At 64.6% G+C, this 15,900-nt stretch carries 15 protein-coding genes; 7 read left to right on the top strand and 8 right to left on the bottom strand.

The window, feature by feature from the left end:
* Positions 1-673: 673 nt before the first annotated feature.
* On the bottom strand, positions 674-1,147 hold the full coding sequence (locus YY7_RS0131420) for a winged helix-turn-helix transcriptional regulator (RefSeq protein WP_028166694.1): 474 nt from the start codon (positions 1,145-1,147) through the stop codon (positions 674-676).
* 111 nt (positions 1,148-1,258) lie between these two features.
* Between YY7_RS0131420 and YY7_RS0131415 the strand changes: the two genes are divergently transcribed.
* Positions 1,259-2,047 (top strand): SDR family NAD(P)-dependent oxidoreductase, encoded by a 789-nt coding sequence (locus YY7_RS0131415; RefSeq protein WP_028166693.1) that lies wholly within the window; start codon positions 1,259-1,261, stop codon positions 2,045-2,047.
* A 411-nt stretch (positions 2,048-2,458) separates the two neighbouring features.
* Here the strand turns inward: YY7_RS0131415 and YY7_RS0131405 are convergent, their stop codons facing one another.
* Complete coding sequence (locus YY7_RS0131405) at positions 2,459-3,067, bottom strand: FMN-dependent NADH-azoreductase (protein WP_028166692.1); 609 nt, start codon at positions 3,065-3,067, stop codon at positions 2,459-2,461.
* A 100-nt stretch (positions 3,068-3,167) separates the two neighbouring features.
* Here YY7_RS0131405 and YY7_RS0131400 point away from each other — a divergent pair, with 100 nt between their 5' ends.
* A complete protein-coding gene (locus YY7_RS0131400) occupies positions 3,168-3,569 on the top strand; it encodes a winged helix-turn-helix transcriptional regulator (RefSeq protein ID WP_028166691.1) in 402 nt (133 codons plus the stop codon).
* 57 nt (positions 3,570-3,626) lie between these two features.
* Here the strand turns inward: YY7_RS0131400 and dprA are convergent, their stop codons facing one another.
* The gene (gene dprA, locus YY7_RS0131395; RefSeq protein ID WP_028166690.1) at positions 3,627-4,739 is read right to left on the bottom strand and encodes a DNA-processing protein DprA; all 1,113 of its coding nucleotides are present in this window, start codon (positions 4,737-4,739) and stop codon (positions 3,627-3,629) included.
* 164 nt (positions 4,740-4,903) lie between these two features.
* Here dprA and YY7_RS0131390 point away from each other — a divergent pair, with 164 nt between their 5' ends.
* The gene (locus YY7_RS0131390; protein WP_028166689.1) at positions 4,904-6,145 is read left to right on the top strand and encodes an amidase; all 1,242 of its coding nucleotides are present in this window, start codon (positions 4,904-4,906) and stop codon (positions 6,143-6,145) included.
* Here YY7_RS0131390 and YY7_RS0131385 read toward each other — a convergent pair.
* From YY7_RS0131385 to YY7_RS0131370, 4 genes are all read right to left on the bottom strand, one after another.
* Entirely contained in the window at positions 6,140-7,360 is a 1,221-nt protein-coding gene (locus YY7_RS0131385) for a patatin-like phospholipase family protein (RefSeq protein WP_035691385.1), read from the bottom strand. The two genes, YY7_RS0131390 and YY7_RS0131385, sit on opposite strands and share 6 nt — an antisense overlap.
* A 152-nt stretch (positions 7,361-7,512) precedes the next feature.
* The gene (gene plsY, locus YY7_RS0131380) at positions 7,513-8,109 is read right to left on the bottom strand and encodes a glycerol-3-phosphate 1-O-acyltransferase PlsY (protein ID WP_028166687.1); all 597 of its coding nucleotides are present in this window, start codon (positions 8,107-8,109) and stop codon (positions 7,513-7,515) included.
* Positions 8,110-8,210: 101 nt separating this feature from the next.
* Positions 8,211-9,512 carry a dihydroorotase gene (locus YY7_RS0131375; protein ID WP_028166686.1) on the bottom strand — a complete coding sequence of 434 codons (1,302 nt, stop codon included), beginning with the start codon at positions 9,510-9,512 and terminating at the stop codon, positions 8,211-8,213.
* Between the two features lie 4 nt (positions 9,513-9,516).
* On the bottom strand, positions 9,517-10,470 hold the full coding sequence (locus tag YY7_RS0131370; protein WP_028166685.1) for an aspartate carbamoyltransferase catalytic subunit: 954 nt from the start codon (positions 10,468-10,470) through the stop codon (positions 9,517-9,519).
* 262 nt (positions 10,471-10,732) lie between these two features.
* Here YY7_RS0131370 and YY7_RS0131365 point away from each other — a divergent pair, with 262 nt between their 5' ends.
* From YY7_RS0131365 to YY7_RS63595, 4 genes are all read left to right on the top strand, one after another.
* Positions 10,733-11,446 (top strand): M15 family metallopeptidase, encoded by a 714-nt coding sequence (locus tag YY7_RS0131365; protein WP_035691383.1) that lies wholly within the window; start codon positions 10,733-10,735, stop codon positions 11,444-11,446.
* A gap of 122 nt (positions 11,447-11,568) precedes the next feature.
* Entirely contained in the window at positions 11,569-13,215 is a 1,647-nt protein-coding gene (locus YY7_RS0131360) for an acyl-CoA dehydrogenase family protein (protein ID WP_028166683.1), read from the top strand.
* A 146-nt stretch (positions 13,216-13,361) separates the two neighbouring features.
* Positions 13,362-14,129 (top strand): CPBP family intramembrane glutamic endopeptidase, encoded by a 768-nt coding sequence (locus tag YY7_RS0131350; protein ID WP_051397023.1) that lies wholly within the window; start codon positions 13,362-13,364, stop codon positions 14,127-14,129.
* A 91-nt stretch (positions 14,130-14,220) separates the two neighbouring features.
* Entirely contained in the window at positions 14,221-14,964 is a 744-nt protein-coding gene (locus YY7_RS63595; protein WP_051397022.1) for a CPBP family intramembrane glutamic endopeptidase, read from the top strand.
* Positions 14,965-14,966: 2 nt separating this feature from the next.
* On the opposite strand, the gene YY7_RS0131340 is transcribed toward YY7_RS63595, so the two are convergent.
* Positions 14,967-15,899: an AEC family transporter gene (locus tag YY7_RS0131340; RefSeq protein WP_028166681.1), complete on the bottom strand. Its 933-nt coding sequence runs from the start codon at positions 15,897-15,899 to the stop codon at positions 14,967-14,969.
* Position 15,900 lies beyond the last annotated feature (1 nt).

The raw sequence follows: 15,900 nt of genomic DNA, 5'->3' as shown, positions 1-15,900 counted from the left end.
GGTTGCACCCATGGGTCCCGTGCAACAAAAAGCACGGGGGTAGGACCACAGGTTCAACCGAAGCATTCCGGCTTTCCCTGCGCGNTGGTGTTACGGTTTCCTTCGCGCTCTCCCCGGTGACCGGGCTTTCTTGCCACCGTCGCCCTTAGGGATGTTTCCATCCCGCAAGGACTTAGCGCCAGCGTCGGGGCGCCAGGACCACACGACTTCGCCGTCCGCGATGCCTGTGCTCGTCAGTCACACGCATCGCGTCCACCGCATCCCACCGCAACGTTCGTGACGATCGCGAGCCGCCCCTCTCTCGGGTGAGACGCGCGGAGTTAAATCACTGATTTGCCCGACGACGGAAGCGGAATGTTTTTTATAAGAGGGCTGGACGAAGCAAATCACGTTGATTGGCTTAAGGAAAATCGCGCGAATGATATGACGCCGTCATGCCCGGGCAAAAGCGCGAAGCGCGTCTTCGCGCAGATGTCCCGGGCATCCACGTGCTTTTACCTCCGTGCATGGGAGAGAACGTGGATGGCCGGGTCAAGCCCGGCCATGACGAAGGAGAGGATTGCGCGACGCGTCCCCCTGTCATTCCGGGGCGATGCGAAGCATTGAGCGCTACGCGCGCCCCGGAATGACGACGTAGGCTGCGGCGCGCAACGAATCACAGATGAAGCAGGACCTACGCCCCACCGCGCCTGGCGCGCTTCGGTGCGCCGCGCTTCAGGGTGATGTCGCCCACCGAGAGCAGCCGGCCGTCCTGGGAACAGAGCGCGAGTTTCTTCACCGGCTTGCGGTTTTCGCGGTCGACCATGGTGGTGCCGATCTCTTCCGGATGGTCGTCGAATTCCTCGCTCCACTGCCGGAGCGCCACCAGGATCGGGAAGACCCCGAAGCCTTTTGGGGTCAGCACATATTCCTTATAGGCGCTGCCGTCGGACGCGGGCGCCAATTCCAATATGCCCTGGTCCATCAGCGCGCGCAGCCGCACGGTGAGGATGTTCCTCGCGAGCCCCAGGCTCTTCTGAAACTCGCCGAAGCGGCGCCGCCCCATCAGCGCATCGCGGATGATCAAGAGCGACCACCAGTCGCCCAGCACATCCAGCGAGCGCGCGATCGGGCATTCCGCGCCCTCAAGGCTTGTCCGCTTTACCATGAAGCTCTCCGTCGAAAACATATCACCATCTTGTGCAGTTGCATTATAGAACCAGATCGTCTACCTGTCCAACGCGGTTTAATAATGCAACCATGAGCACTGGAGGCTATCGTGAGACTGGCGAACAAGACGGCATTGATCACAGGGGGCAACAGCGGCATCGGTCTTGCGACCGCACGTCTGTTCGTTCAGGAGGGCGCCAAGGTTGCGATCACCGGACGAAACCAGGCGACGCTGGAAGCGGCAGCCAAGGAACTGGGACCGAATGCGATCGCGATCGTTGCCGACGCCACCGACGTCGCAGCGACGGAGGCCGCTGTCGCGCAGGCCGCGCAGAAATTCGGCAAGCTCGACATCGTCTTTGCCAATGCCGGCATTCCCGGCCAGACGCCGCTCGGCGGCACGACGCTCGCGGCCTTCGAGCAGGTGATCCGAACCAATTTGACCGCCGTGTTCTTCACGGTGCAGGCGGCCGTGCCGCATCTCAATGACGGCGCTTCGGTCATTCTCAACGGGTCGGTGATCTCGATGCTGGGAAATCCGGGCTATTCGGCCTATGCCGCGAGCAAGGGCGGCGTGCGCGCGATGGCGCGCGTGATGGCCGCCGAACTGTCGCCGCGCGGCATTCGGGTCAACGTGGTCGCGCCCGGCGCCATCCGCACCCCGATCTGGGGTGCCGCGACCGCAACGCCTGAAGCAGAAAAGGCGTTCGAGGCGCGCATCGCTCTGTCGACGCCGTTACGTGGGCTCGGCGAACCCGATCACATCTCCAAGACGGTGCTGTTCCTGGCTTCCGACGATTCCGCTCATGTCCAGGGGCAGGAGCTTTTCGTCGATGGCGGTGCCACTGCCTTGCCCGCGGGAGCTCCGATCTATCGGGGACAAAGCCCGCGGCAATGAGCGGTGAAAAGGCGTTGAACCTTCGTCATAGCTGCCAAGACAGCTTCACAGGCAGGGACATTCCTTTGCTTGTTGGAACTGGAGAGCAGCAATGCCGACAGTCGTCCGCATCCGTTCCTCTGCCCCACTTTCCCGCGTCCCGCGAAACTTAGCCAACGCGGAATTTGCTCCGGTCGCTCTGTTTTGCGGGATCGGGCTGTTGGTTTCGTTCGTTGCCGTGATCTTCGATGCGCAGGGGGTCTGGCACTAGCTGCTACATCCTGACGGTCGCTTGCCTCAAAGCATGCGGGTCATCGACGACACAAGCTGCCTCCCTTCGTCATGGCCGGGCTTGACCCGGCCATCCACGCCCTTCTTCGCGGCAACGTGGATGCCCGGGTCAAGCCCGGGCATGACGGCGGACGACGTATCTCAGGCCGCGCTGAGATTGCCGGCAGCTTGCAATGCGCCCGCGACGGCTTTCTCCCGGTGCTCCGGTCCGACCTGGATTCCGTCGGCGGAGATGAATTCGGGATCCTTCACGCCGATGAAGCCGAACACCCAGCGCAAATAGGTCTCCAAATGCTCGGCCACCGCCATTGGCGTGCCGGCGCCGTAATAGCCGCCGCGAGAGACCGCGACGATGATGCGCTTGTTGCCGGCAAGGCCCTCGACGCCGGCAGCGCCGTACCTGAACGTCTTGCCGGCCACCAGAATACGATCGATCCATGCCTTGAGCTGGCTCGGGATAGTGAAATTATACATGGGCGCGCCGAGCACGACGATGTCTGCGGCGAGGAATTCGTCCAGCATCTGCTGGCCTGAGGCGATGTCCGCCTGCAGCGAAGCTTCCGGGGTGGCGCCCTGGCTCGCAGCCAAATGGGAACCCGAGAGATGGGCGAGCGGCGTCGCCGTGAGGTCGCGATAGGTGACGTCGATGCCGGGATGGGTCTTGCGCAGCCGGTCGACGATGGCGGCGGAAACCTGACGGCTGACGGAGTGGGGGCCGAGGACGCTGGAGTCGAGATGCAGCAGTTTCATGGTTGATGTCACCCTTTGGTATAGGTTTGTAACTCGCGCTATATGAGTGACCGTGGCAAAACCCCGCAAGAACGCACATTTTTCTCACCGGAGCACATCAGTGAAACCCGAGCACATCCATGTGCCTGTCCTGGAACCGATCCCGCATACCAGCGGCGACTGCCGTGGCGTCGCCTCGGTGCTGGCGCGGGTCGGCGACAAATGGAGCGTGCTGGTCATCATGCTGCTGGGCGACGGGCCGCGCCGCTTCAACGAGCTCAAGCGCACGATCGGCGGCATCTCGCAGCGGATGCTGACCCTGACGCTACGCGGGCTGGAGCGCGACGGGCTCGTCACGCGCACGGTGTTTCCAACCATCCCGCCGCGGGTCGACTACGAACTCACCGATCTGGGTCGCGGCCTCTCAAAGCCGGTGCGGGCGCTCGGCCAATGGGCGTTCGAGCATTTGCCCGAAATCGAGCGCGCGCGAGGCGAGTTCGATGCGCGGAACGAGCGGGGGTGAATGATGGAGACGAGGGATCTGCACCTCTCCCTATGGGAGAGGTGAAGAAACGACGTCCTAGACCAGCGACACCAGTCCGCCGCCGTGGCGTTCGAGACGGCCGGCGAGTTCAAGCTCGAGCAGCACCGTGCGAACGATGGTGGCGGACAGGCCCGACATCCGGATCAGGTCGTCGAGGCTGACCGGGCTCGGGCCGAGCAGCGCGACGATGCGTTCGCGCTCGCTCGGATCGGTGTCGAAATCGAGCGGCTCGTCATCGCTTTCGCGTGCAGCGAGCGCGAACGGCCGCTCCATGATCGGCTGCACCGCGTTGATGATGTCGCTCGCGTTGGTCACGAGCGCCGCGCCCTGCTTGATCAGATCGTTGGTGCCGGCCGCGCGCGGATCGAGCGGCGAGCCGGGGACGGCGAAGACTTCGCGGCCCTGTTCTGCCGCCATGCGCGCTGTTATCAGCGAGCCCGAGCGGTGCGCGGCTTCGACGATGACGACGCCGAGCGCAGCACCCGAGATCAGGCGGTTGCGGCGCGGGAAGTCGCGGGCGCGCGGGGTGTGGCCGAGCGGCATTTCGGAGATCGCCGCGCCTTGTTCGAGCAAGGCCGCGAGCAGGTCCTCATGCTCGGGCGGATAGATCCGGTCGTGACCGCCGGCGAGCACCGCGACGGTGCCGGTCGTCGTGGTAGCGCGATGCGCGGCCTGGTCGATGCCGCGGGCGAGACCGGAGATCACGACGAAGCCGGCGTCGCCGAGATCATGGGCGAGGGTGCTTGCGAATTTCAGCCCGGCGCCTGACGCATTGCGCGAGCCGACGATCGCGATCATCGGCCGCGCCAGAGCGTCAAGCGCGCCGCGCACCGCAAGCAGCGGCGGCGCGTCATCGATGGTGGCAAGCCGCGCCGGATAGGGGGCTTCGCCCGGCGCGACCAGGCTGACGCCCTGCTTCTTGCAGGCCGCAAGCTCGGCCTTTGCCTCCTCGACCGTGCAGATGCGCCCCGCACCGCCGCCGCCACGGCGCGCCATGTCCGGCAGATGTTCGAGCGCGGTGCGCGCGTCGCCGAAATGATTGAGGAGCGAGCGAAAGGTGCGCGGCCCGACATTCTCCGAGCGGATCAGCCGCAGGCGGTCGAGGCGTTCGGTGTCGGTGAGTTGGTGATTGGGCGTGCGGTCATGCATGGCGGCGCAGCTTCGCCCAATCGGATATCGCGATCAACTTGTTTGCCGTCTCCTTCGTCATGCCCGGGCATGACGATAAGGTGAGGGCCTTCCGTCCGATTTACTTGCCCGAGGAGGAGGCGGCCCGTAAAACCAATCCAACCAATGAAGGGAGGAAATTCCCGATGATCTCGCTTGCCGAACTCACCCGCCGCATCGCGCAGGGCGAACTCTCGCCCGATGCAGCGCTCGCCCAATCGCTCGCGGCGGTCGATGCCGAGGAGAAGACGATCGGCGCCTTCGTGTCGCGGGCGGAGAATCCGCGCGCGCAGGCGGCGGGGCCGCTGCGCGGGATTGCGGTCGGGATCAAAGACATCATCGACACCGCGGATTTCCCGACCGAGATGGGGGCGTCGATCTACTGGGGATACCGGCCGCGCGCCGATGCGTCTGTCGTGATGATGCTGAAGCAGGCCGGCGCGACCATTGTCGGCAAGACCACGACGACGGCGTTTGCTGCGAACGATCCGACGGCGACGCTCAATCCGCGCAATCATGGCCACACGCCGGGCGGATCGTCGGCAGGCTCAGCGGCGGCGGTCGCGGCCGGGATGATTCCGCTGGCGCTGGGGACGCAGACGGCAGGCTCGGTGATCCGGCCGGCGTCGTATTGCGGCGTGGCCGCGATCAAGCCGTCCTACCGGCTGCTGCCGACGGTCGGCGTCAAGTGCTTTTCCTGGACGCTCGATACCGTCGGCCTGTTCGCTTCAGGCGTGAGCGACCTCGCGGTGGCGCTGGCGGCGATGACCGGCCGGCCGGCGCTGCGGTTGCCCGAGGAGATCGCGACGCCGCGGATCGGCGTCATCACACAGGACTTTGCCGGCGCGCCTGATGCGTCAGGCGCGGAGGCATTGCGAATCGCGGCACAGGCCGCCGAGCGGGCTGGCGCTTCGGTTCGCGCGCTGTCATTGCCTGAGATCGTTGCGGAAGCCTGGCGCATTCAGCCGGTGGTGCAGGATTTCGAGGCGCACCGGTCACTGGCGTGGGAATATCGCGAGAACTACGATGCAATGCCGCCATTGCTGCGCGGCCGGCTCGACGAGAGCAAGGATGTCAGCGCGGCTCAATACGACGAGGCGATCGACATCGCCGGCCGCGCGCGGCAGTCGCTTGCAGAAACGTTTGGGGATGTCGATGTGCTGCTGACGCTGTCCGCGCCCGGTGCTGCGCCGAAGGGGCTCTCGTCGACCGGCGATCCCCGCTACAACCGGCTATGGACGTTGATGGGCGTTCCTTGCGTCAACGTGCCGGCTTATGTCGCCGAGGGCAATCTGCCCGTCGGCGTGCAGGTGATCGCGCCATTCGCTGCCGACGCCAAGGCGCTGGCGGCGGCGCGCTTTGTCGAGATGGCGCTGGCGAAACTATAGCAGCGCGGGCTCCGCGACGCGTGATTTGCGCGGCGTCTCGATTCGCGTCGAGCCGGCATCTTGCGCCAGGAAACGTTCGGCAGCCTTGCGGCCGCTCCGATGCAGTTGGCGAATGAAGCCCGGCCCGAGATCGGTGGCGCTGCGCTGGGCGAGCCCGTCGATCTCATCTTCCGCTGCAATCCGGAATAGTCGCAACGAGGGGGCTGCCGCAGGACGCGCCCATTCCAGCGCCGCGATCTCGGCGTTGAGCACGGAATTGGCGGTGATCTGGTCGAGGCGGCGATCGATCGCGGCGGGCGTGATCGGAACATAGCTGTCGCGCGCCGGCGTGACTTGAACGACGAGCACGTTGGACGTCTCGGATTCCTGCACCAGTCGGACCAGCGGGGGATTGCCGCCAAAGCCGCCGTCCCAATAGGACTCGCCGTCGATTTCGACCGCGCAATGGATCAGGGGCGGGCAGGTCGAGGCGAGCAGCACATCGGCGGTGATCTCGTCATTGCCGAAGACTTGCTGCCGGCCGTCGCGCACGCGTGTCGCCGCGACCAAAAGCTTCGGGCTGGCGGGACTCTGCAGCGCGGAGAAATCGATATCCCTCCAGAGCGCCTGGCGCAGCGGATCGAGATCGAACGGATCGAACTGGCCGGACCGCAGCGTCGGCCCGAATGCGACCGACCGTCCGGCCGGCGAGAATCCTCCGACCAGCATCAGCGAGCGGAACGAAGCCTCGTGCATCATCCGCATCCAGAACCGGTTGAGCGCGGCACGTGCGCCTTCGCGGCCACCTTCCACCAGGCCGCAAGCGAGCAGCGCGGCATTGACGGCGCCGGCGCTGGCGCCGCTGATGGTGTCCAACGCGCAATCCGGTTCTTCCAGGAGCCGCTCGAGTGCGCCCCACGTGAACGCGGCAAAGGTGCCGCCGCCCTGCAGTGCCAGCGATAATTGTCGCGGCGGCCAGACCTGCGATTCGCGCGCATCCGCCTTTTTCGGTCTATCGACCGGCGAGCGCGCCGGCAGGTCGGCCCGCGCGGATTGCATGTTCAGGATGACGTCCGGGAGTGATGGGGCAGGCAGCTCAGCTTCCGAGCTGGACTTGGCTGCTGAATCGACGGCAGTCGGTGTCTTGCCGGAGAATGACCAGATCTCGCTGGCCGCGAGCAGGGCGCTCGCGCCGGACGTACTCACCGGACGCGACGCGACATCGGGCGCGCTCATTCCGCTAATCCCATCCTGTTCGATCCCGTCCATCTGACGAAACCGTGTGACGCCATTTGAATCGCAGGATGACAGCCCGCGTTACCGTTTGCCAGTATCGCGCAAGAATTTCGGACAGATGTGACCCGTCCTCAACAGGTTGATGGCGAATTCTAGGCCTTTTGGCCGATGCGCCCCTCGGTTCCCGCCAGCAAGCGCTTGATGTTTTCGCGATGGGTGTAGAACAGCATGAGCATCAGCACCGCGGCGAGCGCGGCGAGTGCGGCGTGGTCGAACCACCATAGAAAGATCGGGGTGACGACGGCGGCCACCAGCGCCGAGAGCGACGAATAGCGCGTGGTGAAGGCGGTCGCGAGCCAGACCGCGCCATAGACGGCCGCAGCCGGCCAGAACAGGCCGATCAGCACGCCGATATAGGTAGCGACGCCCTTGCCGCCCTTGAATCCGAGCCAGACCGGATAGAGATGGCCGAGGAAGGCACCGAGCCCGGCCACCATCGCCGCATTCGGGCCGCCGAGATAGCCCGACAGCACGACTGCAGCGGTGCCCTTCAGCATGTCGAAGATCAGCGTCGCGGCGGCAAGCCCCTTGCGCCCTGTGCGCAGCACGTTGGTGGCGCCGATATTGCCGGAGCCGATCGAGCGCAGATCCTGCGTGCCGGCGATCTTGGTCAGGATCAGGCCGAACGGGACCGAGCCGAAGAGATAGCCGATCAGAAACGCGACGATCAGGAAGGCGTCAGAGGACATGGCCGGCGCTCCCGCCGCAGGCGCGGCATGTCTCGGAGGTGTCTCTTTTTCTTGACGCGTTTTCTTGACGCGAACCGGTATCCACTTCGCTTGAAAACGCTCTAGACATGTTCATACACCGTCCGCCCACCGACAATGGTGCGTACGACGCGGCCGGAGAAGCGGGCCTCGTCGAAGGGCGTGTTCTTGCACAGCGATTTGAGGTCGGCGGGATCGAGCACCCAGGGCGTATCAGGATCGATCACGATAACGTCGGCCGGCGAACCCGCGCGTAGCGAGCCGCCGGGCAGGCCCAGCAGTTCGGCAGGTCGGGTCGACATCGCCCGGATCAAGGTCTTGAAATCCATCTCGCCATTATGGACCAAGCGCAAGGCCGCCGGCAGCATGGTCTGCAGCCCGACCGCGCCGGGGGCGGCCTCGGCGAACGGCAGGCGCTTGACCTCGACGTCCTGCGGATTGTGATCGGACATGATGACGTCGATAAGACCCGAGGCCAGCGCTGCGACCAATGCCTGGCGGTCGTCCTCGGTGCGCAGCGGCGGCGACAGTTTCAGGAACGTCCTGTAAGGCCCGATATCGTTCTCGTTCAGCGTGACGTGGTTGATCGACACCGAGGCCGAGACGTCGGCGCCGGCATCGCGGGCGCGTTTGAGGATCTCAAGCGACTCCGCCGTGGAGAGGGAGGCCGCGTGATAACGCCCGCCGGTGAGCGCTGCGAGCCGCACGTCGCGCTCGAGCATGATCGACTCGGCGGCATTCGGGATGCCGGCAAGCCCCAGCCTCGTCGCAAACTCGCCCTCGTTCATCACGCCTTCGCCGACGAGGTCGGGATCCTCGGTGTGATGCACGATCAGCGCGTCGAAGTCGCGGGCGTAGGTGAGCGCGCGGCGCATCACCTGCGCGTTGGTGACGCTCTTGTCGCCATCGGTGAAGGCGACCGCGCCGGCGGCCTTGAGGAGGCCGATCTCGGTCATCTCCTCGCCGCCCAAGCCCTTGGTCAGTGCCGCCATTGGATGGATGTTGACGATCGCAGTGTCGCGGGCGCGGCGCATCACGAAATCGACGGTCGCCGAATTGTCGATCACCGGCGAGGTGTTCGGCTGGCAGATGATGGTGGTGATGCCGCCGGCGGCTGCGGCGAGGCTAGCCGAGGCAAAGGTCTCGCGATGGTTGGCGCCGGGCTCGCCGACAAAGGCGCGCATGTCGATCAGACCGGGAGCGACGATCTTGCCGGCGCAATTGACGATGTCGGTACCCTCTGGGACGCCGGTCGTGCCGATGCCGCGTTTGCTATCGCGGATCATGCCGTCGGCGATCAGGACGTCGGCGGGCCCGTCGAGATCGCGGGAGGGATCGACGACGCGGGCATTGGCAAGCAGGATTGGACGACGATCGGTCAGCATGATCTCACGCATTCGGCAGGTTGCGGGCGAGCGCTTCCAGCACCGCCATGCGCACTGCCACTCCCATTTCGACTTGTTCGCGGATCACCGACTGCGCGCCGTCGGCGACAGCCGAGTCGATCTCGACGCCGCGGTTCATCGGCCCCGGATGCATCACCAGTGCATCTGATTTGGCGTAGGACAGCTTCTTCTGGTCGAGGCCGAAATACTGGAAATATTCGCCCGAGGACGGCACGAAGGAGCCGTTCATGCGCTCGCGCTGCAGGCGCAGCATCATCACGATGTCGGCCCCGTCTAGCCCCTCGCGCATGTCGCGGGCGACCTCCACTCCCATCCGCTCGATGCCGCGCGGCAGAAGCGTCGAGGGCGCAACGACGCGGACGCGGGCGCCCATGGTGTTGAGCAGGAGGATGTTGGAGCGTGCGACGCGGGAATGCATGACGTCGCCGCAGATCGCGACCACCAGCCCCTCGATCCGGCCCTTGTTGCGGCGGATCGTCAGCGCGTCGAGCAGGGCCTGGGTCGGATGCTCATGCGCACCGTCGCCGGCATTGATCACGGAACCGTCAACCTTGCGCGCCAGCAGTTCCACGGCGCCGGAGGCATGGTGGCGCACCACCAGGATATCCGGGTGCATCGCGTTCAGCGTCACCGCGGTGTCCATCAAGGTCTCACCCTTGCGCATCGAGGACGAGGACACCGACATGTTCATGACGTCGGCACCCAGCCTTTTTCCCGCGATCTCGAAGGAGGATTGCGTGCGGGTCGAGGCCTCGAAGAACAGGTTGACCTGGGTGCGGCCGCGCAAGGATGCGCGTTTCTTGTCCACCTGGCGGTTGAGCTCGACATACTCCTCGGACAGGTCAAGCAGCCCGGTGATGTCGGCAGCGGAAAGCCCCTCGATGCCCAGCAAATGCCGGTGACCGAGGACAAAGGTCGATTTCAATGATGGGGTCATTAAAGCCAGAGCTATAGGCGTGGATGGTCGGCGGGGCAAGCGGGAATAGGGGGCTGGTGAGTTTTCCCCCGGCTAGTGAGGCGATGACAAAGTCGCCATCGTTGCCCCCGCATTCTCCGCCATCATGCCCGGGCTTGTCCCGGGCATCCACGTCTTGCTTTTGCTCGCATTTCCGGAACAAGACGTGGATGGCCGGGACGAGCCCGGCCATGACGATGGGGCGACAATCGTGAAAATTGTTGTGATCCCGCTAGTGGCAGCCATGTCGATTTCGGTAGCTCGCGCGCAGGCCCTGCCCGGCGGCTTCGTGTTCCTGCGCGACGTCGATCCCACGATCATCCAGGACATCCGTTATGCTAACCCGAACAATTTCGTCGGCCGGCCGCTCAGGGGGTACGGCGCGGGCGAGTGCGTCGTGAAGCGCGAGGTCGGGCTCAGGCTGAAGGCCGTGCAGCAGGAACTCGCGGCACAAAGGCTCTCATTGAAGATGTTCGATTGCTACCGCCCGGCGCGTGCGGTCGCCGACATGGTCGCGTGGTCGAGGGATGGCAAGGAGACGGCCGCCGGCAAGCGCTACAATCCGGCGTTCAGGAAGGCCGATCTGTTCCGGCTCGGCTATATCGCTGCGCGTTCCGGCCATTCGAGCGGGGCCGCGCTCGACCTGACGCTGGTGGATCTTGCCGCCGACAATTCCGGCGAGTTCGATCCCGCGAGAGACTATGCCGACTGCACGGCAACAGTGGAAAGGCGGGCACCGGAAGGCAGCGTCGACATGGGCACCGGCTATGATTGCTCCGACGTCAAGGCGCATACCGCCGCAGCCTCGATCAATCGGTCGCAGCGGCGGTGGCGCAGGATGCTCGTCGCAGCGATGGCGCGACAGGGTTTTGTCAACTATTCCAAGGAGTGGTGGCATTTTTCGCTGCCCGGCGGGGGCGGTCAGGCCTATGATTTCCCGATTCCGCCGCGCCGCTAGAGCGTGATGACGTCTCCTCGAATCGTCATCCCGCCCTAGCCCTTTGTTTGAGCATGATCTTTTCGGAAAACCGGTGTCCACTTTTCCGGATCATGCTCTAGTTCCGGCTTTCAGGAAGCGTCATGACCCAAGCCATCTTCTCGACCCACGAGGTCTTCAACCAGTCGCCGCCGTTCGAGGATGTCGATCTGTTCACGCTCGACAAGCCGCTGGTCGAGGCGGTGGCCGCCAATGGCGGCGGCTCGGCACAGGGCGAGCTCGCACAATTCGGCAAGCAGTGGGGCTCGGCAGCGATGGCGGAGCGGGGGCGCATCGCCAACGAGAACACGCCGAAACTGCGCACCTTCGATTCCCGCGGGAACCGCCGTGATGTGGTCGAGTTTCATCCGGCCTACCACGAACTGATGGCGCATAGCGCCCACGCCGGTGTGCACAACTCGACCTGGACCGCGCAGGGCAAGCCCGCGGGCGGCGCGGAGGAAGTGGTGCGCGCGGCGAAATTCTATATCGCCGCACAGGTCGAGACCGGACATCTCTGCCCGATCACGATGACCCGCGCCGCCGTCGCCGCACTTGCCTCGCAGCCGGATCTCCTCGCCAGGACGATGCCGGTGATTTCCACGCGCTCCTATGATCCGAGTTTCGTGCCCTGGTGGGAGAAGCGCGGCATGATGCTCGGCATGGGCATGACCGAGAAGCAGGGCGGCACCGACGTGCGCGCCAACATGACGCGCGCGGCGCGCGATGGCGATGCGTATCGCATCACCGGGCACAAATGGTTCATGTCGGCGCCGATGTGCGACGCGTTCCTGGTGCTGGCGCAGGCCGAGGAGGGGCTGAGCTGCTTCTTCATGCCGCGCTTTGCGCCGGATGGGTCTGTGAATTCCATCCACTTCCAGCGCCTGAAGGACAAGCTCGGCAACCGCTCCAATGCGTCGTCGGAGGTGGAATTCCACGGCGCCTATGCCGAGCGGATCGGCGAGGAGGGCAAGGGCATCCGCACCATCATCCAGATGGTGCAACTGACCCGGCAGGATTGCGCGATCGCCTCTGCCGGCCTGATGCGCTCGGGGCTTGCGCACGCGCTGCATCATGCGCGCCATCGCAGCGTGTTCCAGAAGCATCTCGCCGACCAGCCGCTGATGCAGGCGGTGCTCTCGGACATGGCGCTGCATGTCGAGGCGACGGTTGCGTTGGTGATGCGGCTCTGCCGCGCGTTCGACCGCACACCGGATGAGCCTAAGGAAGCCGCCTATATGCGGCTGCTCACGCCCGCGATCAAATACTGGACCTGCAAGAGCGCGCCCGGCTTCCTCTACGAGGCGATGGAGTGCCTCGGCGGCAACGGCTATGTCGAGGAGGGCATTCTGGCGCGGCATTACCGGGAGGCGCCGGTCAATGCGATCTGGGAAGGCTCGGGCAATGTGATGTGCCTCGACGTGCTGCGCGCGCTCTCGCGCGAGGCCGATGCCGCAGCGGCCATCCTGCAGGAATTGGCCGGGCGGACGCAGGGCCTGCCCGGCGCGAACGAGGCGGTCGCCTTCATCGGCAAGGCGTTCCGCAGACCGGACAGCGAGCGCGTTGCGCGGCTCGCGGTCGAAAAACTGGCGCTGCTTGCCGCGAGCGCCGCGCTCAATGGCGTGATGCCGCGTGACGCCGAACTGTTCGCGGCGACACGGCTCGCGACCACGCACGCCGGCATGTATGGCGCGGTGGAGCTTGCCGAGAGCGACATGCGCGCGCTGCTGGAGCGGGCGCTGCCGCATTGAATGACACACACTCCGTCATGCCCGGGCTTGACCCGGGCATCCACGTCTCTCGTGCGAGGCAGAGAAAAAGGGACGTGGATGGCCGGGACGAGCCCGGCCATGACGTTGTGGAGGCGACAGGCGCGCAATCGATCGAGAGTTAGCTGATGGATGTCCTCAGTCCCGATAATCCTCCGCTGACCACCGCTCCACCGCCGCCGCGGGCGTGGAAATTCTGGGGCACGACGCTGTGGGGATTGTTCGTGTTCGGCGGCATGTTCCTTGGGCAGCTCGCCGTCGTCATCTACTTCATGCAGAAGCAGGACGCCCCCAATATCGCGTCGGTCATCCAGACGATCGGCGGAGGACTGACGATTGCGCTCTCGGTCATCACGGGATTGCCGGGGGTGCTGCTGGCGCTCTGGATTGCGATCCGTCCGACCCGGACTTCCTTTGTCGATTATCTTGCGCTGCGCTGGACCTCCTGGAAGAGTTTCGCCATCGGCGTGGTCGCGCTGGCGCTATTGGTTGGCGTATGGGATCTCATCTTGCGCGCGGTTGGCCGCGAAGCCTCGCCGGGCTTCATGGGCGAGGTGATGAAATCGGCGCAGGCCGAAGGCGCGCTTTGGCTGCTCGTCATCGCGTTCTGCATCGCCGCCCCGGTATCGGAAGAGCTTCTCGCTCGCGGCTTCCTCTATCGCGGCTGGTCGGAGACGGCCCTGCGGCCGGTAGGCGCGATCCTGCTGTCGTCGCTCGTCTGGACCTTGCTCCATTTGCAATACGACTGGTTCTTCCTGAGCGAGGTGTTTTCGATCGGGCTCGTGTTCGGCTACCTGCGCTACCGCTTTAACTCGACCTGGCTCACCATCGTGCTGCACGGGCTGAACAATCTCGCCGCGACGCTGCAGACGCTGTGGCTTGCGGGGCAGTCGTAGCTGCTTGCATCCTACTGGCGGGATGATCGTCGGATATGGTAGGTAGAATCTGAACCCACCTTCGCTGCGACGTTGTCGCGGAAAAATCGATATGTCGGACTTCGAAAATGCCAAGTCGCCGGCCTCGGTCTCGCCACGGCCGCCGCGAACCTGGGACTTCATGGAGACGACGTTCGTCAGCCTGATCGCTTACGGCGCTTTCATTTTCGCATCGGACTTTTTCTTCAATATCATATCGGACCTAGCCGGCAAGATATTGTCACCTGCGCAACTTCGAACAGGCGTGATCCAGAATAGTTTGGAAAGCGCCGCCAGCATTCTGGCAAGTCCACCTGCGATCGCGGTGCTTTGGATCGCCATCCGGATGGGCCGCCGAGAGTTCGCCGAATATCTTGCGTTGAAGTGGCCAAATCCAATTGAACTCCGACGTGCTCTGGCAATCACGACCATATTCGTGATGGCGGAGAGTTTGGTCGTTGGTGCCACCAGTAACGCTCCTGTCGATTCTGATTTCCGGGCCGCGGGAGCCGACGGTTTGTTCATCTATTTGCTCTCCGCTTGCATTGCAGCGCCGCTAATGGAAGAATTTCTCTTTCGTGGTTTTATGTTTCGTGGCTGGTCGCAATCCTTCCTCGGCCCGACCGGCGCGATTGTTCTGACATCAATAGTATGGGCGATACTCCACACTCAATATGATTGGCTTGGGCGTTTCTGTCTCTTCGTCTCCGGTATTTTTCTCGGTTACTTTCGCTGGCGCAGCAACTCGACTTTGTTGGCAGTAATGGCTCATTCAGCCATGAATATGTTCGCCCTCTTCATTTGGATACTATTGTGAGCCTAGCGCCCGCTTGCCGCGAGCGCGATGATAACGGGCATCGTGATCGCCGCCAGTATCGTCTGCAGCGTGATGATCTGCGCGAGCAGCGGTGCGTCGCCGCCCATCTGGCGGGCGAGCACATAGGCTGAAGAGGAAGTGGGTACCGCCGAGCCGACGGCGACGATGACGAGGCTCGGGCCGGACAGGCCGAACGCGAGGCCGAGCGCTACGGCAAGTACGGGCATGGCGATCAGCTTCAGGAACACCGTGACGCTGGCGGCGAGGCTCGGGCGGAACATGCCTTCGAGATGCAGGCCGGCGCCGGTGACGAGCAGGCCGATCGCAAGCGAGGAGCGGCCGAGCGCGTCGGCGACGTCATGCCAGAGCTTTGGCAGCGGGAAATGGGTCACGTTCAGTAGGAGCCCGACGACGCAGGCCCAGATCAGCGGGTTCTTCACCACCGTCTTGACGATGGCGCCCGCCGACTGCTTTTGCGGCGCGGCGTAGTGCGCGAGCACGGAGACGCTGAATACATTGACCAGTGGAATGATCGCGACCATCGCCACCGAAGCGAGCGCGAGTCCGACATCGCCGTAGAGGGCACCGGACACCGCGAGCGCGACATAGGTCTGCCAGCGGGTGGCGCCCTGGAACACCGAGGTGAAGGCAGGACCGTCGACGCCGCTGCGCCCGAGCAGCGGGCGCAGTGCGAGGCACAGGAGCGACATCGCCAGCGCCGAGAGGAACAGCGCGCCGCCGACACCGCCGATCGGCACCTTTGTCAGGTCGGCCTTCACCAGCGTCTGGATCAAGAGCACGGGGAACAGCACGTAATAGGTCAGCCGTTCCAGGCCCTGCCATTGCATCTCGGGCTTGAGCAGCGTCCGCTTCAGGATGAAGCCGAGCGCGATCAAGAGGAATGTCGGCAACAGCGCCGCGATGACGACGGCCATG

It is taken from the genome of Bradyrhizobium elkanii WSM2783 (genome assembly GCF_000472865.1).
In the GTDB taxonomy this organism is placed as follows: domain Bacteria; phylum Pseudomonadota; class Alphaproteobacteria; order Rhizobiales; family Xanthobacteraceae; genus Bradyrhizobium; species Bradyrhizobium elkanii_A.
This window is presented reverse-complemented; position numbering and strand designations above follow the sequence as displayed.